We start from the raw sequence: 24070 nt of genomic DNA on the forward strand, positions 1-24070 counted from the left end.
TTCGCACACGATCATGGCTCGACCAGCAGCTTCCCTCCGTCGCCGGCGGACCACCTCACGCATCGTGACGTGCCCCACCACGGCCTGACGCACTGCGACGCATCGGCCCCGCCGACTCAGTAACCTGCGTCACATGTCGCTCAGCGAGCAGGTCCCCGAGGTCTCGGACGCGTCCGTCGGCCGCCTGGACACGTTCGAGTCGACGGACCCGGCCACCGGCGCCGTCATCGCCGTGTTCCCGGCCCACGACGGCGACGCCGTCCGGGAAGCCGTGGCCCGGGCGCACACCGCCGCCGCGTCCTGGGCCGCGCTCGGCTTCGCCGAACGGCGGCTCCGGCTGGCGGCCTACCGCGGTCACCTCGCCCGGCGGGTGCACGAGCTCGCCGACCTCGTGCACCGGGAGAACGGCAAGCCGCACGCCGACGCGGTCCTGGAGATCACCCTCGCCGTCGACCACCTGGCCTGGGCCGCCGGCCACGCGGAGAAGACCCTCGGCCCCCGCCGGGTCAAGGCCGGGGCTCTCGCCGCCAACCACGCGGCGTACCTGGAGTACCAGCCGCTGGGCGTCGTCGGCGTGATCGGACCGTGGAACTACCCGGTCTTCACCCCGATGGGCTCGATCGCCTACGCGCTGGCCGCCGGCAACGCCGTCGTCTTCAAGCCGAGCGAGTTCACCCCCGCGATCGGCGACTGGCTGGTCGTGGCCTGGCGGGCGGCGGTCCCCGACGTCGCCGACGTCCTGCAGCTGGTGACCGGCTCCGGCGAGACCGGTGCGGCGCTCTGCCGGGCCGGGGTCGACAAGCTGGCGTTCACCGGGTCGGCCGCCACCGGCCGGAAGGTGATGGCCGTCTGCGCCGAGACGCTCACGCCCGTGCTCATGGAGTGCGGCGGCAAGGACGCGATGATCGTCGACGACGACGCCGACGTGAGCGCCGCCGCCGACGCCGCGGTGTGGGGCGCGATGAGCAACGCCGGGCAGACCTGCATCGGCATCGAGCGGGTGTACGCCACCAGCGCCGTCCACGACCGGTTCGTCGCCGAGGTCGCCCGGCGGACGGCCACCCTGCGCCCCGGCTCGGACGACGGCGCCAGCTACGGCCCGATGACCATGGCGAGCCAGACCGACGTCGTCCGCCGGCACCTGGACGACGCGACGGCCGCCGGTGGGCGCGCGGTCACCGGAGGCACCGTCGAGGGCGGGTTCATCGCCCCCACCGTGCTGCTCGGCGTGCCGGAGACCTCCGCCGCCGTCCGCGAGGAGACCTTCGGCCCCACCCTGACCATCACCGAGGTGCCCGACGCGGAGGAGGGCCTGCGGCGGGCCAACGACTCCACGATGGGGCTGGGCGGTTCGGTGTTCAGCGGGTCGCCGGACACGGCGATGAGCCTGGCCCGCCGGATGCGCAGCGGGATGACGTCGATCAACTCGGTCCTCACCTTCGCCGCGGTGCCGGCGCTCCCGTTCGGCGGGGTGGGCGACAGCGGCTTCGGCCGGATCCACGGCGAGGATGGGTTGCGCGAGTTCACCCGGGCCAAGGCGATCACCCGGCAACGGGTCGGCCTGCCGGTGGACCTGATGAGCTTCGGCCGTCCGGCCGGCGCGGCCGGCGCGCTCGCCCGGGTGGTGCGACTGGTGCACGGCCGCCACCGCTGAGGAACGGTCTCCGGCCACCCCGATGTGACCAGTCCCTCCCCCAGCTGCGCCCGGTGACCGGCCACGTCTGGCAGAGTGAGGGGCACCGGCGCCGCCCCCCGCTCATCCGAGAGCAGGTGGACTCGACGTCGGCGCGAGGCTGCGCCACCGAGGCGCGCCGGCGACCCGACGTCCGCCCCGGATGACGTTCAGCGGCCCAGCGATGGTGCCCTGCGCCCGGTGGACGAACGGTGGCCACCGGACTGTTGAGGAACCACCGATGACCAACGCCTTCCCCCCTGCCCAGAACGACAGCGCTGACCGCCCGCGCCGTCGCGCCACCCGTCCGTCCGCCACCCCCTCGGCCCCCGCCGGCCAGGCACCCGCTGGTCATGGCCCCGCCGCACCGTCGGCCGAGGGCGGCTCGGAGGGCAGCCGCCGCCGTCGCGGCGGCCGCGGTCGCGGCGCCGGCCCCCGCCCGGAGGGCCAGCCGGCCGACACCCGCACCCCGCAGGACCGGGAGACCCGGGCAGCCGAGGCCGTGCCCGTCGCCCCGGTCGTGCCGGCCGGCGACGTCGCCACCGTGCTGCCCACCGACACCACCTTCGCCGAGCTCGGCGTGCCCGCGCCCCTGGTCGAGGTGCTCACCGCCAGCGGCATCACCGCACCGTTCCCGATCCAGGTCGCCACGCTGCCGGACACCCTGGCCGGCCGGGACGTGCTCGGCCGCGGGCGCACCGGCTCGGGCAAGACGCTGGCCTTCAGCATCCCGCTGGTCGCCCGGCTGGCCGGCTCCACCAGCAAGCGCCAGCCCAAGCGCCCGCGCTCGCTGATCCTGGTGCCGACCCGCGAGCTCGCCAACCAGGTCGCCGCCGTCGTCGACCCGCTGGCCCGCGCGCTGGGCATGAAGACCACCGTCGTCTTCGGTGGTGTCGGGCAGAACCCGCAGGTGCAGGCGCTCGCCGCCGGCGTCGACGTGCTGATCGCCTGCCCGGGGCGGCTGGAGGACCTGATCAACCAGCGCCACGCCGACCTCGGCGCGGTCGAGATCACCATCCTGGACGAGGCCGACCACATGGCCGACCTGGGCTTCCTGCCCGGCGTGAAGCGCCTGCTGGACCGCACCCCCAAGGTCGGTCAGCGGCTGCTGTTCTCCGCCACCCTGGACAACGGCGTCGACGTGCTGATCAAGCGCTACCTGTCCAGCCCCACCACGCACTCGGTCGACCCGGCCGTGGCGCCGGTCTCGACGATGACCCACCACGTGTTCCGGGTCGACGCCGCCGACAAGGGCCAGATCGTCCAGGAGCTCGCCTCCGGGCTGGGCCGGACGGTGATGTTCACCCGCACCAAGCACCAGGCCAAGAAGCTCGCCAAGCAGCTGACCGCCGCCGGCGTGCCCGCCGTGGACCTGCACGGCAACCTCAGCCAGAACGCCCGCGAGCGCAACCTCGAGGCCTTCAGCAACGGTGAGACCCGGGTGCTGTGCGCGACCGACATCGCCGCCCGCGGCATCCACGTCGACGACGTGGCGATCGTCGTGCACGTCGACCCGCCGGCCGAGCACAAGGCCTACCTGCACCGCTCGGGCCGGACTGCCCGGGCCGGCGCCGGCGGCATCGTGGTCACCATCGCCACGCCCGACCAGGCCGGCGAGGTCCGCACCCTGGCCCGGCAGGCCGGGATCACCCCCGACGTGTCGGCGATCAAGCCCGGCGCCCGGGAGATCACCGCGCTGACCGGCCCGGCCGCGCCGTACGTCGAGCCGGCCCCGGTGGCGGCCCCGCAGCCGCAGGGCACCGGCGGGGGCGGCAACGGCGGTCGTCGCCGTCGCTCCGGTGGCGCCGGCGGTGCGGCTCCCGCGTCGTCCTCCGGCGGTGGCCGCGGCGGGCAGACCCGTTCGGCCGGCCCGGCGCGCACCCGCGCCGAGCTCGCCGCCCGGGCCGGTCAGGCACCCAGCGGCGCCGGCCGCGGCCGCGGCCGCACCGGCCGCTGACCTCGAGCTGATCACCCCGGGCTGGGGGCGGTCTCAGCACTGCTGAGGCCGTCCCCAGCCCGTTCTCGTGCCCGGCCCCCGGTCGCGGGAGCGCCGGGCCACCCGGATCATGATGTTGAGCACTGCAGCATCCCCGGAACGAGTAGAGGTCGCCATGCGCCTGCCCATCACCCCCAGCGAGATCGCCCCGCGCATCGTCACCGGCGCGTTCATCCTGAACTCCGGCCTCGGCAAGCGTGGTGCCGACGAGGGCACCGCAGCCGGCCTGCACGGCTTCGCCTCCGGCGCCTACCCCGTGCTGAAGAAGGTCCCGGCGACCACCTTCGCCAAGGGGCTGTCCACGGCCGAGATCACCATCGGCACCCTGCTGCTGACCCCGCTGGTGCCCACCGCCGTCGCCGGCGCGGCGCTCACCGCCTTCTCCGGCGGCCTGCTGGGGCTCTACCTGCGCACCCCGGGGATGACCAAGCCGGGCAAGAGCGTGGCCCCCACCCAGGACGGTCTGGCGATCGCCAAGGACGTCTGGATGTTCGGCATCGGGCTCGGCCTGCTCACCGAGGCGCTCACCGGCCGCCGCACCACCCGCTCCCGCCGCCGCAAGTAGGCGCGGGGGTCGCCGCGGGCGATCAGCCGGCCTGCTCCTCGGTCACCTGGGCGAGCAGGCCGGCCAGCAGGCCGGCGACCTCGTCCGGGCGGGTCTGCGGGGTCATGTGCGCGGCCCCCGGCAGCTCGACCAGCCGGCCCAGGGGTGCACTCGCGGCCAGGTGGGCTGCCCACCCCGCAGGGCACAGGGCGTCCCGCGTGCCGCGGACGACGACCACCGGCACCACCACCCGGCGCAGCCGCTCGTCGATGCGGTCGTGCACGGTCCGCCGCCAGAGCGCGGCCATGTCCCGGGGCCCGGTCCGCAGCCACTGGGCGACGATCACCGGCACCTGCCACCACTGCTCGCTCAGCGCCGTGCGCACCCACCGGCCGGCCAGCACCCGCATCCGGCGGGTCGCCGGGTCCGTGGCCGGGCCGAGCAGCAGGACGCCGACCACCCGGGCGTCCCGCTCCGCGGCCGCGACCGCCACCTGACAGCTCTGCGAGTGGGCGACCAGCACGCACCGGCCCGGTCCGAGCGCCGCCAGCAGCTGGTCGGTCAGCTCCTCCAGGGGGCCGACGGGCCCCCGGATGCCCATGCCCGGCAGCCGCACCACCACGACCCGGGCCCGCCGCCGGACCCGTGCCCAGGACCGTTCGTCGAGGCCGAGACCGGGAACGCACACCGCGACGGGAACACCGTTCGCCTCCAGGCTGCTCACCTGGATGCCGACTGTGTCCGGGACGACGGTGCCCCGCGGCGGAGGGCGCCCGAACGTTCCAGAGCAGTAGTGGGAGGATGAGTCATCATGACGACATCAGGAGCCAGTGTGACCCCCGTGACCGAGTACACCGGACGGCGCCCCCGTGTCGTCATCGTCGGGTCCGGGTTCGGCGGTCTCTTCGCCGCCCAGGGCCTGAAGAAGGCCCCGGTCGACATCACGCTCGTGGCGAAGACGAGCCATCACCTCTTCCAGCCGCTGCTCTACCAAGTGGCGACCGGCATCCTCTCCGAGGGCGAGATCGCCCCGGCCACCCGGGAGATCCTGCGCGACCAGGACAACGCCCGGGTGGTGCTCGGTGAGGTCACCGACATCGACCTGACCGCCCGCACCGTCACCTCGACCGTCCTCGGCCGCACCACGGTGCACGAGTACGACGAGCTGATCGTGGCCGCCGGCGCCGGGCAGTCCTACTTCGGCAACGACCAGTTCGCCGAGTTCGCCCCGGGCATGAAGAGCATCGACGACGCCCTGGAGCTGCGCGGCCGCATCTTCGGCGCCTTCGAGCTCGCCGAGCTGGCCACCGACCCGGGCGAGATCGACCGGCTGCTGACCTTCGTCGTGGTCGGCGCCGGCCCGACCGGGGTGGAGATGGCCGGGCAGATCGCCGAGCTGGCCCGCCGCACGCTGCGCAAGGACTTCCGGCGGATCGACCCGACCAGCGCCCGGGTGATCCTGCTCGACGCCGCGCCGAAGGTGCTGCCGCCGTTCGTCGACAAGCTCGGCCAGAAGGCGCACCGGCAGCTCAACGAGATCGGCGTCGAGGTCCAGCTGGGCGCGATGGTCACCGACGTCGACGCCGACGGCATCGTGGTCAAGGACGGCGACGGGCACGAGCGCCGCATCCACGCCGCCACCAAGATCTGGGCGGCGGGCGTGCAGGCCAGCCCGCTGGGCAAGCTCCTGGGCGAGCAGTCCGGTGCCGCGGTCGACCGCGCCGGCCGGATCTCGGTGCAGGACGACCTCACGCTGCCGGGTCACCCCGAGGTCCACGTGGTCGGCGACATGATCTCGCTGAAGCGGCTGCCCGGCGTCGCCCAGGTCGCCATCCAGGGCGGCAAGTTCGCGGCAGACGCCGTCAAGGCGCGCGTCGCCGGCCGGCCGACCGCCCCGGAGTTCACGTACTTCGACAAGGGCAGCATGGCCACGATCTCGCGGTTCCACGCGGTCGCCGACACCTGGAAGTTCCAGTTCGGCGGCTTCCTCGCCTGGGTCCTGTGGCTGGGCGTGCACATCATGTACCAGGTGGGCTTCAAGAACCGGTTCACCACGGCGATCCACTGGGCGGTCAGCTTCCTCGGCCGCGGCCGCTCGCAGCGCACGGCCACCCAGCAGCAGGTGTACGGCCGGCTGGCCCTGGAGGAGCTCGGTGCGGACTTCGAGGTCTCCAAGACCGGTGGCCGGCGGCACCTCGGTGAGCCGGTCGACGTGACCGGGCGCGACTCCGCCTGATCTGTCCCTGTACGACGACGGCCCCGGTCCCGCTGCTGCGGGGCCGGGGCCGTCGTCGTGCGGGGAGGGTCAGAACGGGTAGGCCGGCAGGTCGCCGCGCACCGTGACCCACTGGGTCTCGGTGAACGCCTCGATGTTGGCCTGCGGGCCACCGTGCCGGGAGCCGGTGCCCGAGGCGCCCACCCCACCGAACGGTGCGACCGCCTCGTCGTTCACCGTCTGGTCGTTGATGTGCACCAGCCCGGACGGGATCCGCTCGGCCAGCTGCAGGCCGGCGTAGACGTCGCGGGTCAGGATGCCCAGGCTCAATCCGTACTCGGTGCCGGCCGCCATCGCCGCCACCTCGTCCAGCGAGGAGAACGGCGTCACCGGTGCGACCGGGCCGAAGATCTCCTCCTGGTAGGCCGGGGAGTCGACCGGCACGTCGCCGAGCACGGTCGGCCGGTAGAACAGGCCCTCGTAGGTGCCGCCGGTGCGGACCGTGGCCCCGCTGTCGATGCTGGCGGTGACCAGGCCGTGCACCCGGTCGCGCTGCCCCGCGTCGATGATCGGGCCCAGCGCCACCTGGTCGCGCCAGGTGTCCCCGACCGGCAGGTTCTCGACCTTGCTGGTCAGGATGGCGGTGTACTCCTCGGCGATCGACTCGTGCACCAGGTGCCGGCTGGTCGCCATGCAGATCTGCCCCTGGTGGGCGAAGGTGCCCCATGCGCCGACCGAGGCGGCGGCGGTCACGTCGACGTCGCCCATGACGATGAGCGCGGAGTTGCCGCCCAGCTCCAGGTGCGCCCGCTTGAGGTGCTGACCGGCGAGCGCGCCGACCGAGCGGCCGGCCTTGGTGGAGCCGGTGAAGGCGATGACCCGGACGGCGGGGTCGGTGACCAGCGCCTGCCCGACGTCGGCGCCGCCGGGCAGCACCTGGAACACCCCGGCCGGCACCCCGGCCTCCTCGAACACCCGCGCGAACACCGCGCCGCCGCAGATGGCGGTGCGCGGGTCGGGCTTGAGGACGACCGCGTTGCCCAGCGCCAGCGCCGGGGCGATGGCCCGGATGGCCAGGATGGTGGGCACGTTGAACGGCGCGATCACCCCGACCACGCCGGCCGGCACCCGCCGGGCGAAGGACAGCCGGGGCGAGCCGCTGCGCAGCAGCTCGCCGTAGGGGTGGCTGGGCAGCGCGGAGGCCTCGTAGCACTCCTGGGCGCTGGTGTGCACCTGGAAGTCGCCGAAGGGCTGGATGGCGCCGGACTCCCGGGCCAGCCACTCCTTGATCTCCGCGGCGTGCTCGGTGAGCAGGTCACCGGCCCGGCGGAGCACCGCGGCGCGCTGCTCGAACGGCAGCGCCGCCCACTCCCGCTGGGCCTGGGCGGCGCGGGCGCCGGCCTTCTCCACGTCGGCGGGGGTGGCCTTGCCGACCTCACCGAGCTCGGCACCGGTGGCCGGCTCGACCGCGGTGTAGGTGCCCCCGCTGCCGTCGGTCCAGGAACCGGTCCAGATCTTGCCGCGCCACGCGCCGTCCTCGAGCAGTGCCATGTGGTCCTCGTCTCGTCGATGAGTCGTCGTTGCCGGTTGTGCCATGTGCGCGCTCCCGCGTCATCCCTGCTTCCGTCCGGCGGAAGTCAGGAGCTGTGGAGCATCCGGGTCAGCGTCGCACGCCGCGGCGGCCGCTCCCCCGCCTCGGCTCAGCGGTGCTGCCGGCGACTGCCCCCGTGCCAGTCCTCCTGCTGGCCGGCGGCGTCGGCAGGCACGCCGAAGGAGGGCAGCTGGGGCCGCTCCCGCAGGCTCCGCTTGAGCTCGGCGAAGCCGGGGAAGCTCGCCAGGCCGACCACGTGGTCCCACAGCGCGACGGCCTCCTCCTCCGAGGGCAGCCGGCTGATCACCGGGCCGAAGAAGGCCACCCCCTCCGGCGGCTGGAAGTGCAGGATCGGGGTGCCCACGTCCTTGCCGGTCAGCGCGAGCGCCTCGTCGGTCTCGGCGCGCAGCTCCGCGTCCCAGGACTCGTCGTCCAGTGCGGTGGCCAGCTCGGCCGGCAGACCGAGCTCGGCGAGCACCGGGGCGAGGAACTCCCGGGTGCCCCGCCGCCCCGGGTCCTCGCCCTCGGCGGGGGCTGTCTCGAAGACCTGCCGGCCCAGCGCCTCGTACAGGTCGCCCACCACGTCCGGGCCGTGCTCGGCCCGGGCCCTGGCCGCCACGCGCAGCAGCCGCAACCCGGCGGTGTGGCCGGCCTCGTACTCCGGCGGGAACTGGGCCGCGTAGTCGACGTGGGCGTTGAGCAGCCGCAGCGAGATGAACCGCCACTCGACCCGGTGGTCGCGCTGGGCGCTGACCATCCGGACCCACTTGCTGGTCATCCAGGCGAAGGGACACACCGGGTCGAAGTAGAAGCGCAGGTCGGCCATCACCCGACCGTAGCCCCGGAGCAGCGGCAGCACCTGGGGACGGCGACCCGCCGCCGGATCACCCGGACGGGTCGGCCCGGGGGGCCGATGGTGCAGGCTCGTGCCCGGATCGCTGATGCACGCGGTGACATGGAGAGCGGCAGGTGGACGAGGTGACGGCGGACCGACGGGTCCCGGCCCGGGTCGGGTTGCTGGCCCTGCTGTACGGGACGGGCGGGCTGTTCTGCGTGGCCGGCGCGCTGCGACCGATGCACCCCGAGACCCCGGTGGCCCTCACCGGGGTGCTGGCCGCCGTGGGGATCGGTGGCGCAGCCGCGCTCCTCGCGCGCGGCGACCGGCTGTCGCAGGCCGGCGGGCACACCGCCCTGGCCGGCGTCTCGCTGCTGGTCGCCCTGCTCGCCTCCCGGTCGGTCACCGCCGTCGGCATCGTCGGGCTCGGCCCGGTGCTCATCGCGATCGGGCTCTACGCGGCACACTTCTGCTCTCTGCCCGCGGCCCGGGCCCACGCCGGGCTGGCGGTCGGGGCGGCGAGCCTGGGCGCTGCTGTCGCCCTCCCCTCGGCCGCGGCGCTCCCGTGGCTGATGACCGCGGTCAGCGCCCTGCTCCTCACCGAGGCCCACGCCCGGCTCAACAGCGCCCTGCGCACCGCTGCGGCCACCGATCCGCTCACCGGCCTGCCCAACCGCCGGTCCTGGGAGGCCGAGGCCGGCCGGAGCCTGGCGCGGGCACTGCGCAGCGACGAACCGCTGACGGTCGCCGTCCTGGACCTCGACGACTTCAAGGCGGTCAACGACCGCGACGGGCACGGCTCCGGCGACCGGTTGCTGCAGCAGGTGGCCGACCACTGGCAGTCACGGCTGCGCACCGCCGACCTGCTCGGCCGGTACGGCGGCGACGAGTTCGTGCTGTGCCTGCCCGCCACCGACGGGCCGGGCGCGCGGGAGCTGATCACCCGGCTGGACGGCGGGCCGATCGGCTGGTCCGTGGGGACGGCGACCGCCCGCGCCGGTGACTCGTTGGCCACCCTGCTGCAGCGGGCCGACGCGGAGCTGTACGCCGGCAAGCGGCTCCGCCGGCTGGTGGCCCGCCGCGACGGGGACGGCTGACCCCGAGCCGACCAGCGCCGAGGGGTGCCGCCCCAGCGGCCGGACCTTCGACAGGTGCTCCTCAGCGATCGGCGAGTGCCACGCGCACGCCGAGTGCCACCAGGACCGTGCCGGTGACCCGCTCGAACGCGATGCGCACCCGGCCCCGGGACAGCATGCGGCCGAGCGGCGCGACGGCCAGGGAGAACAGTCGCCACCAGAGCACGGCCAGGCCCAGGACCACGGCCGCCAGCACGGCGGTGGTGGCCGGCACCGGCTCCCCGGGAGAGACGAACTGCGGGATCAGGGTGAGGAAGAGCAGGGCGACCTTCGGGTTGAGCAGGTTGGTCACCAGGCCCTGCCGGAAGGCCGTGCCCCGCGTTGCCGCCGCCGGCGCCGGCGTCGGCTGCGGCGTGCCGGGCTCCCTCCGCCGGGTGTGCCACAGCGCGGCCAGGCCCAGGTAGACCAGGTAGACCGCCCCGGCCAGCTTGACCATGGTGAAGGCGGTGGCCGACGCGGCGAGGACCGCCGACAGGCCGATCACGGCGGCGGTGGCGTGTACCGCGATCCCCGTGCAGCACCCGAGACCGGTCCACCAGGCCGCCGGGACGCCGCCGCGCACACCGTTGCGCAGGACGAGGGCCATGTCCGGACCTGGCGTGAGGGTCAGGAGCGTGACCACGAGCAGGAAGGGCACGAGCTGGACAGGCACCCGGCCACCCTAGGCAGCGACCACCCCCCGCGCTCAGGGCCTCCCGTCCGCCAGCCCCCGGGCTCGCTCGGCAGCACGGTCGCTGATCGCGGCAGCGGTGCGCGACCGGCGGACGGCGGCATCCCGCCGCCGTTCGGCCTGCTGGACCGCACCGGCGGCATCCGCCGCCCGCCGCTCGACCCGGCGGAGCTCCTCGGCCAGCCGGGTGGCCTGCACCTGCAGGTCGTCGCACCGGCCGACCGCCCCGGACAGCTGCTGTTCGGCCGAGTCGGCTGCCGCGGCGGCGTCCCGAGCCACCTGGGCGGCGTCCTCGGCGTCCTGCCGGGCCTGGGCCAGCTCCCGGCGGCGCTGCTCCTCGGCCTCCCGGCGTTCCTCGGCCTCCCGGCGGCGCTGCTCCTCCCGGCGCTGATCCGCCGCGTCGGCGCCCGCATCCGCCTCGGCTCCCGCAGCTCCCGCTGGGTCCCTCTCGGCCGCGGCCGGACCGGAGGTGAGCGGGAGCGCCACCGCGCCGCTCAGGTCGACCGGCCCGAGGCCGCTGTAGGACAGCGCCGTGGTCAGCCGGCCGGCCTGCAGCGCGACCCCGGCGTCGGGATCGGCGATCGCGGCCCGCAGCGTGCTCTCCACCTGCTCGGCGACCGCGCTGCTGACGTCGTGGCCCTCCCGGTGCGCCACCGCGCGCGCCTCGCGCGCCAGCGCGGCGACCACCTGGTTGCGCTGGCGGCCCAGCGCGCGCAGCTGGTCGGCGGAGAGGTCGGCCTGTGCCTGCCGGAGCAGGTCGCCGAGCTCGAGCAGCTGGTCGACCTCCCCAGGCCGGCGACGGGCCAGCAGGTTGCACACCCAGGCCGCCGTCGTGGGTTTGGGCAACGCGGCGACCGCCTTCGCCAGCGCCTTGTCCCCGGCGGCCCGAGCCCGGTCCCGGGCCGCGGTGCGGGCGGCGATGAACTCCTCGGGCGCGACGGCGTAGAGCTCCTCGGCGATGGGGTGCAGGCCGTCGTCGTCCAGCTCGGCACCTCCCTCGTGCGGTCAGGGGCGGCGCCAGTCGTCCGACGTCAGGTCGGAGCCGGCCTGCGGGCCCATCTGCATCATGCCGCCGTCGACGGCCCAGGAGGCGCCGGTGACGTAGCCGGCGGCGTCCGAGGCGAGGAACGCCACGACGGCGGCGACCTCCCGGGCGTCGCCGGGGCGGGGCACCGGGATGCCCGGCCGGCGCTTGCCGGGCGCGGTCGGGTCCTCGTCCTCCTGCCCGGTCATCGCCGTGGCGATCTCCCCGGGGGCGACCGCGTTGACGGTGATGCCGTGCTCGCCCAGCTCGAGGGCGGCGACCCGGGTCAGCAGCCCGAGCCCGCCCTTGGCCGCGCTGTAGGCGGCGTTGCCCACCCGGGGCAGGTGCTCGTGCACGCTCGTGATGTTGATGATCCGGCCCCCTCGGCCGGCGTCGACCATCCGGCGGGCGGCGCGCTGCAGGCAGAGGAACGCGCCGTCGAGGTCGGTGGCGAGCACGGTGCGCCAGGTCTCCCAGTCGGTGTCCAGGACGGTCGACACGTGCCCGGTGCCGGCGTCGTTGACCAGCACGTCGAGGCCGCCGAGCGCGTCCGCCAGGTCGTCGACGACGGCGGCGGCACCGGGCAGCCGGGTGAGGTCCAGGTGCCGCAGCTCGGCGCGCCGGCCGGCCCGGCGGACCAGCTCGACGGTCTCCTCGCCCATGGCGCGGTCGCGGTACCAGGTGACGCCGACGTCGCAGCCGGACTCGGCCAGGGCCACGGCGATCGCCCGGCCCATGCCCGACTCCGACCCGGTGACGACGGCGACGCGCGACTGCTGACCGGTCCGGCTCATGGGTGGCCGCTACCCGCTCCCGACGGTCCGGACGCACGGGGACTTGTTCTAGTCCGCATAGAACAGTTAGATTGCCGGCGTGCTGGTGCGCATCGACCCCGACTCCCCTGCACCGCTGCACGCGCAGATCTCCGCGGCCGTGCGGCGGGGCATCGCCGTGGGCGACATCGCCCCGGGAGAGCGCCTCCCCGGCGCCCGCGACCTCGCGGCCGCGCTCGGGGTCAACCTGCACACCGTGCTGCGGGGCTACCAGGAGCTGCGGGCCGAGGGCCTGGTCGAGCTGCGGCGCGGCCGCGGTGCCCAGGTGCGCCCGGACGCCGCGCCGGCGGTCGCCGCGCTGCGCCAGGCGGTGCACGCCCTGGTCGAGGAGGCGCGGCGCCTCGGGCTCAGCGCCGCCGAGGTCACCGAGATGGTCAGAGAGGCGATGGCGTGAGCGAGGACATGAACGAGGACAGGAACACCCCCCGTGGACGGAGCCCGTTCCGCCGGGCCCGGGAGGTCGCGGCCGTGGCGCTGCCGCTGGCTGTCTGGGCCGCCGGGGCGGCCCTGGTGGCCGCCTGGCGGCCGGAGCTCCCCACGCCGGTCGCCGTCCACTGGGGCCCCGGCGGCGACGCCGACGGCTTCGCCGAACCGCTGCGCGCGGTGCTGCTCACCGGCGTGGTCCCCGCGCTCGGTTCGCTGGTCACCGGCCTGGTGCTGCGCGCCCGGCGCGTCGCCGCACAGGAGCGCCGGCTGGTCGCCGGCTCCGCGACCGGCATCTCGGTCTTCTGCGTCGGGCTCGTCGTGGGCAGCATCGCCGGGCAGCGCGGCCTGGTCGACCCCGCGGCGGCCCCCTCCCCCACGCTGGCCGGGCTCGCGGCCGGCTTGCTCGCCGTCCTCGGCGGGGTGGCCGCCGCCCGGCTGCTGCCCGCCCCACCGCGCGGAGCCGCCCGGGCGTCCAGCGCCCCGCCGGAGACCGCGCCCCGACTGCCCGTCGCCGAGGGTGAGCGGGCCGTCTGGTCGCGCCGGGCGACCATGGGGCCTCCCGCCCTCGCCGCGCTCGGCGTCGGCGGCGCGGTGCTCGGCGGGCTGGTGCTCATCGGCACCGCCCCCGCCACGCTGCTGCTGGCCCCGGCCCTGATGCTCGGCGTGGGCCTGCTGTTCGGCTCCGTCCGGGTGTGGGTCGACGAGCGTGGGCTGACCGTGCGCTCCCCGCTGGGGCGGCCCTCCTGGCAGGTGCCGCTGGCCGACGTCGCCGAGGCCACCGTCGTCGACGTCCGGCCGATGCGGGAGTTCGGCGGCTGGGGGTACCGGGTGGGCCGGGACGGGCGCCGGGGCGTGGTGCTGCGCGGGGGCGAGGCGCTCGAGGTGGTCCAGGGCGACGGACGGCGCTTCGCCGTCACCGTGCCGGGGGCCGGTCAGGGTGCTGCGCTGCTCAACACCCTCGCCACCCGGCAGCACAGCTGACCCGACTGGTCGCCCCCACCAGCGCGGGCGCTGCCGCTTCGTCGCCGCGTACGAAGACCACCCGGGACGTGGGCAGCAGGCTCGGCCCATGGGTCGACCGCTGGCACTCGAGGACGTGCACGCCCTGCAACTGCCGGGCGAGCCCACCGTCTCCCCCGACGGGTGCGCCGTCGTCTACGTGCTGCGCACCACCGACCCCGCCGCCGACGCCGACCGGCACGCGCTGTGGTGGGTCCGCGCCTCGGCCGAGGGCTGGGGGGTGCCGGCGCCGCTGACCCGGGGCGCCGCCGACACCAGCCCGGCCTTCTCCCCCCGGGGCGACCGGATCGCCTTCCTCCGCCGCGGGGACGGAGCGGCGCAGCTGCACGTGCTCCCGGGCGACGGCGGTGAGGCCGAGCAGGTGACCGACCTGCCCGCCGGCGCCGGCGCACCCGTCTGGAGCCCGGACGGCGACCGGATCGCCTTCACCGCCCCGGTCCGCCCCACCGGGCAGGACGACCACGCACCGATCAGCACCACCCGGATCGGCTGGAAGGCCGACGGCGCGGGGCTGCTGCGCGGCGTCCGGCAGCACCTGCACGTGCTGGAGCTGGCGACCGGCGAGGTGCGGCAGCTGACCTCCGGGGACTGGCACGCCGGCCGGCCGGCCTGGTCCCCCGACGGCGCCCGGCTGGCCTTCGCCGCCGCCACCGAGCCCGACGCCGACCTCACCCACCGCTCGCCGGCGCACGTGGTCGACGTCGCCGGTGGCCCGCCCCGCCGGGTCGGTGACGGCCGCGGCCTGGCCGGCCCGGTGGTGTGGACCGCCGACGGCCAGGCGCTGCTGGTCACCGGCCAGGCCACCGTCGCCGTCGACCACACCGGCCTGCTGCACCAGCCGCTGGACGACGTCCCGGCCGACCGCGACCTGGCCGCGCCGCTGGACCGCAACGTCATGCCCGGCGGCCCGGGCTACCCCGGCGGTCTCGCGCAGCTGACCCGGGACGGCACCGAGGTCGTCTTCTGCGTCCGCGACCGCGGCTGCTCGCATGTCTACGCCACCGCCGTCGACGGCTCGGGCACGCCCCGCCCGGTGCTGACCGGTGCCGACGTCGTCGTCTCCGGGCTGTCGGTGGCCGGTGCGGCCGACGTCGCCGCCGTCGTCCTGGCCGACCCGGCCAGCTACGGGGACGTGGGCGTGGTGGACCTGCGCTCGGGTGCCGTCACCCGGCTCACCACGCACACGGCGACCGCGCTCCCCGACGTCGAGCTGGTCGTGCCCCAGCCCCGGACGTTCACCGTGCACGACGGCACGCAGGTGCACGGCTGGCTGCTGGTCGACCCGGCGACCCCGGGCCCGGCGCCGCTGCTGGTCGACGTGCACGGCGGCCCGCACAACGCCTGGGCGCCGGCGGCCGACGCCGCCCACCCGTACCACCAGGCGCTGGTCGCCGCGGGCTGGGCGGTGCTGCTGGTCAACCCGCGTGGCAGTGACGGCTACGGCCGGGAGTTCCTCACCGGTGCCGTCGGCGGCTGGGGCACCGCCGACGAGCGGGACTTCCTGGACCCGGTCGACCAGCTCGTCGCCGAGGGCGTGGCCGACCCGGCACGGCTGGTGCTCACCGGCTACAGCTACGGCGGCTTCATGACCTGCTGGCTGACCGGCCGCACCGACCGGTTCGCCGCCGCGATCGCCGGCGGCGTGGTCGCCGACCTGACCAGCATGACCGGCACCAGCGACGCCGGGGAGGTGCTCGCGCTCGAGTACGGCGACCCGGTGACCGACCCCGACGCCGTCCGGGCCCTCTCGCCGATCACGAACGTGCACCGGGTCCGCACCCCGACGCTGGTGCTGCACGGCGGTGCGGACGAGCGCTGCCCGGTCGGCCAGGCCGAGCAGTGGTTCACCGCGCTGCGCACCCAGCGCGTCCCCACCGAGCTCGTCCTCTTCCCGGGCGGCTCACACCTGTTCATCCTGGACGGCCGCCCCTCGCACCGGGTGGGCTACAGCCGGCGCCTGATCGCCTGGGCCGAGCAGCACGGGAACGGCCGCCCCGCCCTGGACGCCGCCCACTGGCAGCGACGGCTGGACGAACTCGCCGCCGCGCACCGCGTCCCGGGGGCGGTGCTGGCGATCCGACGGGTGACCCCGGGTGCCGACGACGAGCTGGTGGAGGCCGCCACCGGCGTGCTCAACAAGTCGACCGGCGTCGAGGTCACCACCGACTCGGTCTTCCAGATCGGCTCCATCACCAAGGTCTGGACGACGACGCTGGTGATGCAGCTGGTCGACGAGGGGAAGCTGGACCTCGACGCCCCGTTGGTCGAGGTGCTCCCGGAGCTGCAGCTGGGCGACCCGGACGTCGCCAAGCGGGTGACGATGCGGCACCTGCTGACCCACACCAGCGGCGTCGACGGCGACGTCTTCACCGATACCGGCCGCGGCGACGACTGCATCGAGCAGTACGTGGCCGGGCTGGCCGACGTGGCGCAGAACCACCCGCTGGGCGCCACCTTCTCCTACTGCAACTCCGGGTTCACGCTGGCCGGCCGGGTGGTCGAGGTGCTCACCGGCCAGACCTGGGACGCCGCCCTGCGCGAGCGGGTGATCGAGCCCCTCGGCCTGACCCACACCTCCACGCTGCCGGAGGAGGCGATCCTGCACCGCGCCGCCGTGGGGCACATCGCCGCCGAGCCCGGCGCCGAGCCGCAGCCGTCGCCGACCTGGCTGCTCCCCCGCTCGCTGGGCCCGGCCGGCCTGGTGAACGCCACCGCCCGGGACGTCACCGCCTTCGCCGCGGCCCACCTGCGCGGGGGCGTGGCCGCCGACGGCACCCGGCTGCTGTCCGCGGAGTCGGCGGCGGCGATGACCACCGCGCAGACCGCCCTCCCGGACACCTGGACCCTCGGCGACTCCTGGGGCCTGGGCTGGATCCGGTTCGACTGGCACGGGGCACGGCTGCACGGCCACGACGGCGGCACCCTGGGCCAAGGTGCGTTCCTGCGGGTGCTGCCCGGCGAGCGCCCGGGCGAGGGCCTGGTGGTGTCGCTGCTGACCAACGGCGGGGACGTGCTGGACGTCTACGCCGACGTGTTCCGCGAGGTCTTCGCCGAACTGGCCGGGGTGACCATGGCGGACGCCCTGCAGCCGCCGGCGGAGCCCCCGGCGGTGGACCCGGCCCGGTACGTGGGCGCCTACGAGGGCAGCTCGGTGCAGACCGAGGTGTTCGAACGCGACGGCGGGCTCGTGCTGCGCCAGACGGCGGTCGGCGCCGTCGCCGAGGCGACCGGTCAGCCCGTGCAGGAGGCAGAGCTCGTGCCGGTGTCCGACGGGCTGTTCGCGATGCGCGCGCCGGGTACGAAGGGCTGGACGGCGGTCACCTTCCACCGGCTGGCCGACGGCAGCGCGTACCTGCACTCCGGCGGCCGCGCCAACCCGAGGAAGGGCTGATCCCCGGTGACCCACCTGCTCCCCCAGGACGCCCCGCCCACCACGCTCACCGAGTTCGACGGGCTGCTGCCCCAGATGCTCGCCGACCTCGAGGAGCTGGTGACCGTCGAGTCGCCGTCGGCCGACCTCGCCGCGGTGGCCGCGGGCGCCGCCCGGGTGGCCCGGCTGGGCACCCGGGCGCTGGACGCCGAGCCGGAGGTGCTCCAGCACGAGGGCTGCACGCACCTGCGCTGGCGGCTCGGCGCGGGCCCGCGCCGGGTGCTGCTGCTCTGCCACCAGGACACCGTCTGGCCGCTGGGCACCCTCGCGGAGATCCCGTGGTCGGTGGCCGACGGGGTGGTGCGCGGGCCGGGCTGCTTCGACATGAAGGCCGGCATCGTGCTGGCGTTCACCGCGCTGGCCCGGCTGCAGGCCGCGGGCGAGGACCTGGACGGGGTGACCGTGCTGGTCACCGGGGACGAGGAGATCGGCTCCCCGACCTCGGCCGACCTGATCCGCGCCGAGACCGCCGGCTGTGCGGCGGTGCTCGTGCTGGAGGCCAGTGCCGACGGCGGCGCGCTCAAGACCGGCCGCAAGGGCGCCTCGATGTACGACCTGCTGGTCACCGGCCGCGCCGCGCACGCCGGGCTGGAGCCGGAGAAGGGCATCAGCAGCACCGTCGAGCTCGCCCACCAGGTGCTGGCGATCGCCGACCTGGCCGACCCGGCGCAGGGCACCACGGTCACGCCGACGGCGCTCACCTCGGGCACCACCACGAACACCGTGCCGGCCACCGGCCGGCTCAGCGTCGACGTCCGGGCGCTGACCGTCGCCGAGCAGCAGCGGGTCGACGCCGGGATGCGGGCGCTGACCCCGCAGCTGCCGGGGGCGGTCCTGCAGCTGCGCGGCGGGATCAACCGGCCGCCGCTGGAGGAGGCCGCCTCGGCCGGGCTGTTCGCGCTGGCCGGGACGGTGTCGGCCCGGCTGGGCCTGCCGGCGCCGGCCGGGGTCACCGTCGGGGGCGCCTCGGACGGGAACCTCACCGCCGGCATCGGGGTGCCCACGCTGGACGGTCTGGGGGCGGTCGGCGGCGGGGCGCACGCGGTCGGGGAGCACGTGCTCGCCGACCAGCTCCCCGGTCGGGCGGCGCTCCTCGCCGGCCTGGTGCGTGCGGTGCTGGACGGCGAGGGCCTCGGTGGCCCGGACGAAGAGGCCCCCGGTGAATGAGCACGCCGCACCAAGCCCGGCCGGGTCCGCGGCACCGACCATGGGCGGCGTGACCGACCTGATCGACGCGACCCTGCTGCCGCTGCCTGCCACCGGGCCGGACCAGGGAGTCGCCCGCGCCGGCGCCGCGGCCGCCGCGGCCGCAGCCACCGAGGCCGCCATCGCCTCGGGGGTGCAGGTCGTGGCGCTCACCGACCTGGCCGACCTGCGGGCCGTCCAGACGCTGTTCGAGTCGATCTGGCACCCGGCGCCGGACAACCCGCCGGTGACCGTGGAGCTGATGCGGGCCCTGACCAAGGCCGGCAACCCGTTGTTCGGCGCCTACGCCGGCCCCGAGCTGGTCGGTGCGTGCGTGGGCTTCTTCGCCGCCCCGTCGGGCACCGCCCTGCACAGCCACGTCACCGGCGTCGTGCCGTCGGCGCAACGCCGCAGCGTCGGTCGGGCGCTGAAGCTGCATCAACGGGCCTGGGCTCTGCAGCGCGGCCTCGACCGGATCAGCTGGACGTTCGACCCACTCGTGCGGCGCAACGCCTGGTTCAACCTCGGCCGGCTGGCCGCCACGCCGGTGGAGTACCTGCCGGACTTCTACGGCCCGATGGGCGACACCATCAACGCCTCCGACCAGTCCGACCGGCTGCTCACCTGCTGGTCGCTGGAGGCCCCCGCGGTGGTGCGGGCCGTCGCCGGCCACCCGGTGCACGTGGACCTGCCGGCGCTGCTGGGCGCCGGGGCGGCCGCCGTCCTGGCCGTGGGACCCGACGGGAGCCCGCAGGCCCGACCCGGGGTCCCCGGGGGGACGGCGCTGATCGCCGTCCCACCGGACGTGGAAGCGCTGCGCGCCCGCGACCCCGCGCTGGCCGCGGAGTGGCGGGTGGCCGTGCGGGCCGCCCTCGGTGGTGCGCTCACCGCGGGGGCCCGGGTGCGGGGTTTCGCCCGCGAGGGCTGGTACGTCGTCGACGGCGCGGGTCACCCCGGCGCCCCTGAGGCCGGGAGGGCCACCCCGTGAAGCTCGAGGCCGTGGAACTGCGCCGGATCCGGATGCCGCTGGTGGCGCCGTTCCGCACGTCGTTCGGGAGCCAGACCGCGCGCGACATCCTGCTCGTGCGGGCGCGCACGGACGTCGCCGAGGGCTGGGGCGAGTGCGCCGCGCTGCCGGACCCGCGCTACTCCGCCGAGTACGTCGACGGCGTCGCCGACGTGCTGCGCCGGTTCTTCCTCCCCGCCGTCGCCGCCGTCCCCGACCTGGACGCGCACGCGGTCGGCCGGGCGTTGGCGCCCTTCTCCGGGCACTGGATGGCCAAGGCGGCGATCGAGACGGCGGTGCTGGACGCGGAGCTGCGCGCGGGCGGGCGGTCCTTCGGCTCGTTCCTGGGCGCTGCCGTCGACCGGGTGCCCTGTGGGGTCTCGGTCGGGATCATGGACTCGGTCCCGGAGCTGCTGGCGGCCGTCGGCGGCTACCTGGGCCAGGGGTACCTGCGGATCAAGCTGAAGATCGAGCCGGGCTGGGACGTGGAGCCGGTCCGCGCGGTCCGGGAGCGCTTCGGCGACGTGGCGCTGCAGGTGGACGCGAACACCGCCTACGCCGTCTCCGACGCCCGGCACCTGGCCCGGCTGGACCCCTTCGACCTGCTGCTGATCGAGCAGCCGCTGGACGAGGACGACGTGCTGGGCCACGCCGAGCTGGCCCGCATCGTGCGCACGCCGATCTGCCTGGACGAGTCGATCACCTCGGCCCGCTCGGCCGCGGCGGCGATCACGCTGGGCGCCTGCTCGATCGTGAACGTGAAGCCGGCCCGGGTCGGCGGGTACCTGGAGGCCCGGCGGATCCACGACCTGTGCGCCGCGCACGGCGTGCCGGTGTGGTGCGGCGGGATGCTGGAGACGGGGCTGGGTCGGGCGGCGAACGTGGCGCTGGCCGCGCTGCCGAACTTCACCCTGCCCGGGGACACCTCGGCCTCCGACCGGTACTACGCCACCGACATCACCGAACCGTTCCGGCTGGAGGACGGCCACCTGCGGGTGCCCACCGGGCCCGGCCTGGGCGTGGAGCCCGACCCGGCGCTGCTCGACGAGGTCACCACCTCGGTGGAGGAGATCGACCTGCGGTGACCGTGTCGTTCGTCCGGACGGACGAACGCCGGGCCTCCGAGTCGTGCGCTCGGACTGCCCCGGCGACGGCGGGATGGCCCTAGGGTCGGCCGGGTGAGCCTGCCTACGAGCTCGGTACCAGGTCTGTCGACGCTCACCGCTGCGTCGGCGGCGGCGCCGCGCGCCAGCCTCGGGCACGTCCTGGACCACCTCGGCACCACCCTGCTCGAGGTGGCCGCCGGTGACCCGACGGCCGACCTGGCCGAGCAGGGGGTCGGCGGGCTGGTCATCCACGACCCGGTCGACCCCCCGGCACTGCCGTCCCGGGGGCTGGTGCTGGGCGTGGGGGTGTACGAGCCGGACGACGTCCTCGACCTGCTGGAGCAGACCGCCGCCGCCGGCGGGGCCGGGCTGGTGGTGCGCGCGCCGGCGCCCACCGACCCCCGGATCGCCGCGGTCGCCGAACGCACCGGCACGGTGCTGCTCGCGCTGACCCGCGGCGCCAGCTGGAACCAGCTGGCCACCCTGGTCCGCTCGCTGCTCGGTCAGGGCGAGGTCGGGACGGCGGGCTCCGAGTCGCTGGGCGGGGTGCCGGGCGGGGACCTGTTCGCCCTCGCCAACGCGATCGCCGCGTTGCTGGACGCGCCGGTCACCATCGAGGACCGCAGCTCGCACATCCTCGCCTTCTCCGGCCGGCAGGACGAGGCCGACGAGTCGCGGATCCAGACCGTCCTCGGCCGCCAGGTGCCCGACCGGTTCACCCGCCGGCTCGAGGCCCACGGCGTGTTCCGGCAGCTCTACGCCACCGACCGCCCGGTGTGGATGTCCGCCGAGGCGCTCGGGATGCCCGAGATCACCGTCGCCCGGGTCGCGGTCGCGGTGCGGGCCGGTGACGAGATCCTGGGCACCATCTGGGCTGCCGTCGACCGGCCGCTGGACCCGGCGCGCGAGGGCAGCCTGGTCGATGCGGCGAAGCTGGTCGCCCTGCACCTGCTGCGGATGCGGGCCGGCGCCGACGTCGAGCGCCGGCTGGCCAGCGAGCTGGTCGCCACCGCGCTGGAGGGTGGGCCGGGCACGGTCGACGCGCTGAGCCGGCTGGGGCTGGCCGACCGGCCGCTGATCGTGCTGGCGATGGGCCTGACCGAGAGCACCGACGAGCACGGCACGCTGAGCCTGGCCCGGCGCGAAGCCGAGCGGCAGCGCTCCGCCGACGCGCTGGCCGTGCACCTGACCGCGCTGCACCCGGGCTCGGTCGTCGCCCTGGTCGGCGGGGTCTGCTACGCCGTCCTGCCGGTCGGGGCGGACGCCCCCTCGGCCGACGTGCGGGCCGCCGCGGTCGCCACCGAGTTCCTGCAGCGCACCGGTGGCCGGGTGCCCGGGATGGTCGGTGTCGGCACCGTCGCCCTGGACGTCTCGGCGCTGACCCGCTCCCGGGACGCCGCCGACCGGGCCCTGCGGGTGCTGCGCAACGGCACCACCTCACGCCGGGTGGCCCGCGCCGCCGACGTGCACATCGAGTCGTTGATGCTGCAGCTGGCGGACCTGGCCGCCGCCGAGGGGCACGAGGCCTCGGGGCCGGTGGCCCGGCTGGCCGAGTACGACGCCGCGCACCGCGCCCAGCTGGTGGAGACGCTGCGGGCCTGGCTGGACGCCTTCGGCGACGCGATCGCCGCCTCCGCCCGGGTGCACGTGCACCCGAACACCTTCCGCTACCGGCTGCGCCGGATCGCCGAGGTGGGCGGGATCGACCTGGGTGACGCCGACTCCCGGTTCGCCGCGATGCTGGAGCTGCGCCTGCTCCGCTGGTGAACGGTGCCTGGTGCCGGGTGCTCAGCCGGCCACCGCGCGGGCGAAGCGCTGCGACCACTCCGCGAGCCGCACCCGCAGCTCCTCCGGGGCGACCACGGTGAACTCCGCGCGGACGGCGCCCAGCACCAGGGCCGGCCAGTCCAGGTCGTCGGTCTCCAGGTGCAGCCGGCAGCGGTCCGGGCCCTCGTCGGTGACCCGCACCCAGCGGCCGACCCGGTCCCGGACGACCGCCGCCGGGGCCTCGACCACCGCCTCCACGACGGTCGGCGTGCGGAACTGGTCCATGCCGGCCCGGACGAACGCGGCGGCGTCCTCGGCCGGCAACGGTCGCGGCGCGAACCGGGCCCCGGTGCCACCCAGCCCGGACATCCGGTCCAGCCGGAAGGTGCGCCAGTCACCCCGGGACGGGTCGTAGGCGACCAGGTACCACCGGTGACCCAGCGGCACCAGCCGGTGCGGCTCCACCAGCCGCTCCGCCGGTCGCCCCCCGGCGGCGGTGTAGGTGAACTCCAGCCGCTCGGTCTCCCGGCAGGCCTGGGCGGCCGCCACCAGCACGCCCGGGTCGACCGCGGGGCCGCCGTCGGACCAGGGCGGGGCGGGCACGGTCATCGCCCGCAGCGCCTCCACCCGGCGGCGCAGCCGGGCGGGCAGCACCGGCACCACCTTGGTCAGGGCCCGTACCGAGGCCTCGGCCATCCCGGCGCCCGCCCCGGCCGCCGCGGCCTGCAGCCCCACGGTGAGCGCCACCGCCTCGTCGTCGTCGAGCACCAGCGGCGGCAGCGCGGCCCCGGCGGCCAGTCGGTAGCCGCCGTCGACCCCGGGACGGGCCTCCACCGGGTAGCCGAGCTCACGCAGCCGGTCCACGTCCCGGCGCAACGTGCGCAGCGAGACGCCCAGCCGGCCGGCCAGGTCGGCGCCGGCCCAGTCGCGGCGGCCCTGCATCAGCGAGAGCAGGCGCAGCGCACGGGAGGTGGGGTCGACCATGCGCTGAGACTGCCATCCATCGCGGACAGGATCTGGCACCGATGCCCGGCAGCATCGTCGGTACGAGATCCCATCGACGAGAGGGCACACCGATGACCAGCACCGAGACCACCACCGCTGTCGCCGCCGAGCGGGCCGACCTGCTCGAGTCGCTCACCAAGCACCGCTGGTGGCTGGCGCACACGGTGCACGGCCTGACCGACGAGCAGGCCCGCCTGCGGCCCACCGTCAGCGAGCTGACCCTGGGCGGCCTGCTCAAGCACGTCACCGCCATGGAACGGATGTGGGCGGAGTTCATGGTGACCGGCCCGACCACCTTCCCGGCGTTCGACGAGTCGACGGCGGAGGAGTGGGCCGCGGAGTTCGTGATGGGACCGCACGAGACGCTGGCCGGCCTGCTCGCCGACCAGGCCGCGGTGGCGGTGCGCACCGACGAGCTGGTCCGGACCCTGCCGAGCCTGGACGTCGCGCACGAACTGCCGCCGGCGCCGTGGTTCACCCCGGGCGCCCGGTGGTCCGCCCGCCGGGTCGTGCTGCACGTGATCGCCGAGACCGCCCAGCACGCCGGCCACGCCGACGTCCTGCGCGAGACGATCGACGGGCAGAAGTCGATGGGCTGACCCCGGGCCG

At 75.8% G+C, this 24070-nt stretch carries 20 protein-coding genes; 13 read left to right on the plus strand and 7 right to left on the minus strand.

Features of this window, described 5'->3' with window-relative positions; translation table 11 throughout:
• Window positions 1–133 precede the first annotated feature (133 nt).
• From O2W20_RS21035 to O2W20_RS21045, 3 genes are all read left to right on the plus strand, one after another.
• Window positions 134–1654 carry an aldehyde dehydrogenase family protein gene (locus tag O2W20_RS21035; RefSeq protein ID WP_269173577.1) on the plus strand — a complete coding sequence of 507 codons (1521 nt, stop codon included), beginning with the start codon at window positions 134–136 and terminating at the stop codon, window positions 1652–1654.
• A gap of 259 nt (window positions 1655–1913) precedes the next feature.
• On the plus strand, window positions 1914–3629 hold the full coding sequence (locus O2W20_RS21040) for a DEAD/DEAH box helicase (RefSeq protein WP_269173578.1): 1716 nt from the start codon (window positions 1914–1916) through the stop codon (window positions 3627–3629).
• Between the two features lie 154 nt (window positions 3630–3783).
• Window positions 3784–4233, plus strand: coding sequence for a hypothetical protein (locus O2W20_RS21045; protein WP_269173579.1), 450 nt, complete (start codon window positions 3784–3786; stop codon window positions 4231–4233).
• A 22-nt stretch (window positions 4234–4255) separates the two neighbouring features.
• Here O2W20_RS21045 and O2W20_RS21050 read toward each other — a convergent pair whose 3' ends face one another.
• Window positions 4256–4936, minus strand: a complete 681-nt coding sequence (locus O2W20_RS21050) for an alpha/beta fold hydrolase (RefSeq protein ID WP_269173580.1) — start codon at window positions 4934–4936, stop codon at window positions 4256–4258.
• A 108-nt stretch (window positions 4937–5044) separates the two neighbouring features.
• Between O2W20_RS21050 and O2W20_RS21055 the strand changes: the two genes are divergently transcribed.
• The gene (locus O2W20_RS21055) at window positions 5045–6448 is read left to right on the plus strand and encodes an NAD(P)/FAD-dependent oxidoreductase (protein WP_269173581.1); all 1404 of its coding nucleotides are present in this window, start codon (window positions 5045–5047) and stop codon (window positions 6446–6448) included.
• Window positions 6449–6517: 69 nt separating this feature from the next.
• On the opposite strand, the gene O2W20_RS21060 is transcribed toward O2W20_RS21055, so the two are convergent.
• Both O2W20_RS21060 and O2W20_RS21065 read right to left on the minus strand, forming a co-directional pair.
• A complete protein-coding gene (locus tag O2W20_RS21060) occupies window positions 6518–7978 on the minus strand; it encodes a benzaldehyde dehydrogenase (RefSeq protein ID WP_269173582.1) in 1461 nt (486 codons plus the stop codon).
• Window positions 7979–8127: 149 nt separating this feature from the next.
• Complete coding sequence (locus tag O2W20_RS21065) at window positions 8128–8844, minus strand: mycothiol-dependent nitroreductase Rv2466c family protein (protein WP_269173583.1); 717 nt, start codon at window positions 8842–8844, stop codon at window positions 8128–8130.
• Window positions 8845–8996: 152 nt separating this feature from the next.
• Between O2W20_RS21065 and O2W20_RS21070 the strand changes: the two genes are divergently transcribed.
• Window positions 8997–9950 carry a GGDEF domain-containing protein gene (locus tag O2W20_RS21070; RefSeq protein ID WP_269173584.1) on the plus strand — a complete coding sequence of 318 codons (954 nt, stop codon included), beginning with the start codon at window positions 8997–8999 and terminating at the stop codon, window positions 9948–9950.
• Between the two features lie 61 nt (window positions 9951–10011).
• Here the strand turns inward: O2W20_RS21070 and O2W20_RS21075 are convergent, their stop codons facing one another.
• From O2W20_RS21075 to O2W20_RS21085, 3 genes are all read right to left on the minus strand, one after another.
• On the minus strand, window positions 10012–10641 hold the full coding sequence (locus O2W20_RS21075; protein ID WP_269173585.1) for a LysE family translocator: 630 nt from the start codon (window positions 10639–10641) through the stop codon (window positions 10012–10014).
• A 33-nt stretch (window positions 10642–10674) separates the two neighbouring features.
• Window positions 10675–11505 (minus strand): hypothetical protein, encoded by an 831-nt coding sequence (locus tag O2W20_RS21080; RefSeq protein ID WP_269173586.1) that lies wholly within the window; start codon window positions 11503–11505, stop codon window positions 10675–10677.
• Window positions 11506–11664: 159 nt separating this feature from the next.
• Window positions 11665–12477, minus strand: a complete 813-nt coding sequence (locus O2W20_RS21085) for an SDR family oxidoreductase (RefSeq protein WP_269173587.1) — start codon at window positions 12475–12477, stop codon at window positions 11665–11667.
• 79 nt (window positions 12478–12556) lie between these two features.
• Between O2W20_RS21085 and O2W20_RS21090 the strand changes: the two genes are divergently transcribed.
• The 7 genes from O2W20_RS21090 to O2W20_RS21120 all read left to right on the plus strand — a co-directional run bounded on the left by O2W20_RS21090 (window position 12557) and on the right by O2W20_RS21120 (window position 22456).
• Entirely contained in the window at window positions 12557–12910 is a 354-nt protein-coding gene (locus O2W20_RS21090; RefSeq protein WP_269173588.1) for a GntR family transcriptional regulator, read from the plus strand.
• Entirely contained in the window at window positions 12907–13923 is a 1017-nt protein-coding gene (locus O2W20_RS21095) for a DUF1648 domain-containing protein (protein WP_269173589.1), read from the plus strand. Before O2W20_RS21090 ends, O2W20_RS21095 begins: the two co-directional genes overlap by 4 nt.
• A gap of 88 nt (window positions 13924–14011) precedes the next feature.
• Window positions 14012–17353, plus strand: a complete 3342-nt coding sequence (locus O2W20_RS21100) for a serine hydrolase (protein ID WP_269173590.1) — start codon at window positions 14012–14014, stop codon at window positions 17351–17353.
• A 6-nt stretch (window positions 17354–17359) separates the two neighbouring features.
• Window positions 17360–18559 carry a M20 family metallopeptidase gene (locus O2W20_RS21105; protein WP_269173591.1) on the plus strand — a complete coding sequence of 400 codons (1200 nt, stop codon included), beginning with the start codon at window positions 17360–17362 and terminating at the stop codon, window positions 18557–18559.
• 40 nt (window positions 18560–18599) lie between these two features.
• Window positions 18600–19565 (plus strand): GNAT family N-acetyltransferase, encoded by a 966-nt coding sequence (locus O2W20_RS21110; protein WP_269173592.1) that lies wholly within the window; start codon window positions 18600–18602, stop codon window positions 19563–19565.
• Window positions 19562–20668: an o-succinylbenzoate synthase gene (menC, locus tag O2W20_RS21115; protein WP_269173593.1), complete on the plus strand. Its 1107-nt coding sequence runs from the start codon at window positions 19562–19564 to the stop codon at window positions 20666–20668. The genes O2W20_RS21110 and menC overlap by 4 nt, the downstream gene beginning before the upstream one ends.
• A 93-nt stretch (window positions 20669–20761) precedes the next feature.
• A complete protein-coding gene (locus O2W20_RS21120) occupies window positions 20762–22456 on the plus strand; it encodes a PucR family transcriptional regulator (RefSeq protein WP_269173594.1) in 1695 nt (564 codons plus the stop codon).
• A 21-nt stretch (window positions 22457–22477) separates the two neighbouring features.
• Here O2W20_RS21120 and O2W20_RS21125 read toward each other — a convergent pair whose 3' ends face one another.
• Complete coding sequence (locus O2W20_RS21125; RefSeq protein WP_269173595.1) at window positions 22478–23440, minus strand: helix-turn-helix transcriptional regulator; 963 nt, start codon at window positions 23438–23440, stop codon at window positions 22478–22480.
• Between the two features lie 92 nt (window positions 23441–23532).
• Between O2W20_RS21125 and O2W20_RS21130 the strand changes: the two genes are divergently transcribed.
• Window positions 23533–24060 (plus strand): DinB family protein, encoded by a 528-nt coding sequence (locus O2W20_RS21130; RefSeq protein ID WP_269173596.1) that lies wholly within the window; start codon window positions 23533–23535, stop codon window positions 24058–24060.
• Window positions 24061–24070 lie beyond the last annotated feature (10 nt).

Origin of the sequence: Modestobacter sp. VKM Ac-2982 (assembly GCF_026967935.1) — a bacterium.
GTDB lineage: Bacteria > Actinomycetota > Actinomycetes > Mycobacteriales > Geodermatophilaceae > Modestobacter.

Coding starts and splice junctions, on each gene's coding strand:
- O2W20_RS21035 (WP_269173577.1), top strand. CDS start 134: ATGTCGCTCAGCGAGCAGGTCCCCGAGGTCTCGGACGCGTCCGTCGGC.
- O2W20_RS21040 (WP_269173578.1), top strand. CDS start 1,914: ATGACCAACGCCTTCCCCCCTGCCCAGAACGACAGCGCTGACCGCCCG.
- O2W20_RS21045 (WP_269173579.1), top strand. CDS start 3,784: ATGCGCCTGCCCATCACCCCCAGCGAGATCGCCCCGCGCATCGTCACC.
- O2W20_RS21060 (WP_269173582.1), bottom strand. CDS start 7,978: ATGGCACTGCTCGAGGACGGCGCGTGGCGCGGCAAGATCTGGACCGGT.
- O2W20_RS21065 (WP_269173583.1), bottom strand. CDS start 8,844: ATGGCCGACCTGCGCTTCTACTTCGACCCGGTGTGTCCCTTCGCCTGG.
- O2W20_RS21085 (WP_269173587.1), bottom strand. CDS start 12,477: ATGAGCCGGACCGGTCAGCAGTCGCGCGTCGCCGTCGTCACCGGGTCG.
- O2W20_RS21100 (WP_269173590.1), top strand. CDS start 14,012: ATGGGTCGACCGCTGGCACTCGAGGACGTGCACGCCCTGCAACTGCCG.
- O2W20_RS21110 (WP_269173592.1), top strand. CDS start 18,600: ATGGGCGGCGTGACCGACCTGATCGACGCGACCCTGCTGCCGCTGCCT.
- O2W20_RS21125 (WP_269173595.1), bottom strand. CDS start 23,440: ATGGTCGACCCCACCTCCCGTGCGCTGCGCCTGCTCTCGCTGATGCAG.
- O2W20_RS21130 (WP_269173596.1), top strand. CDS start 23,533: ATGACCAGCACCGAGACCACCACCGCTGTCGCCGCCGAGCGGGCCGAC.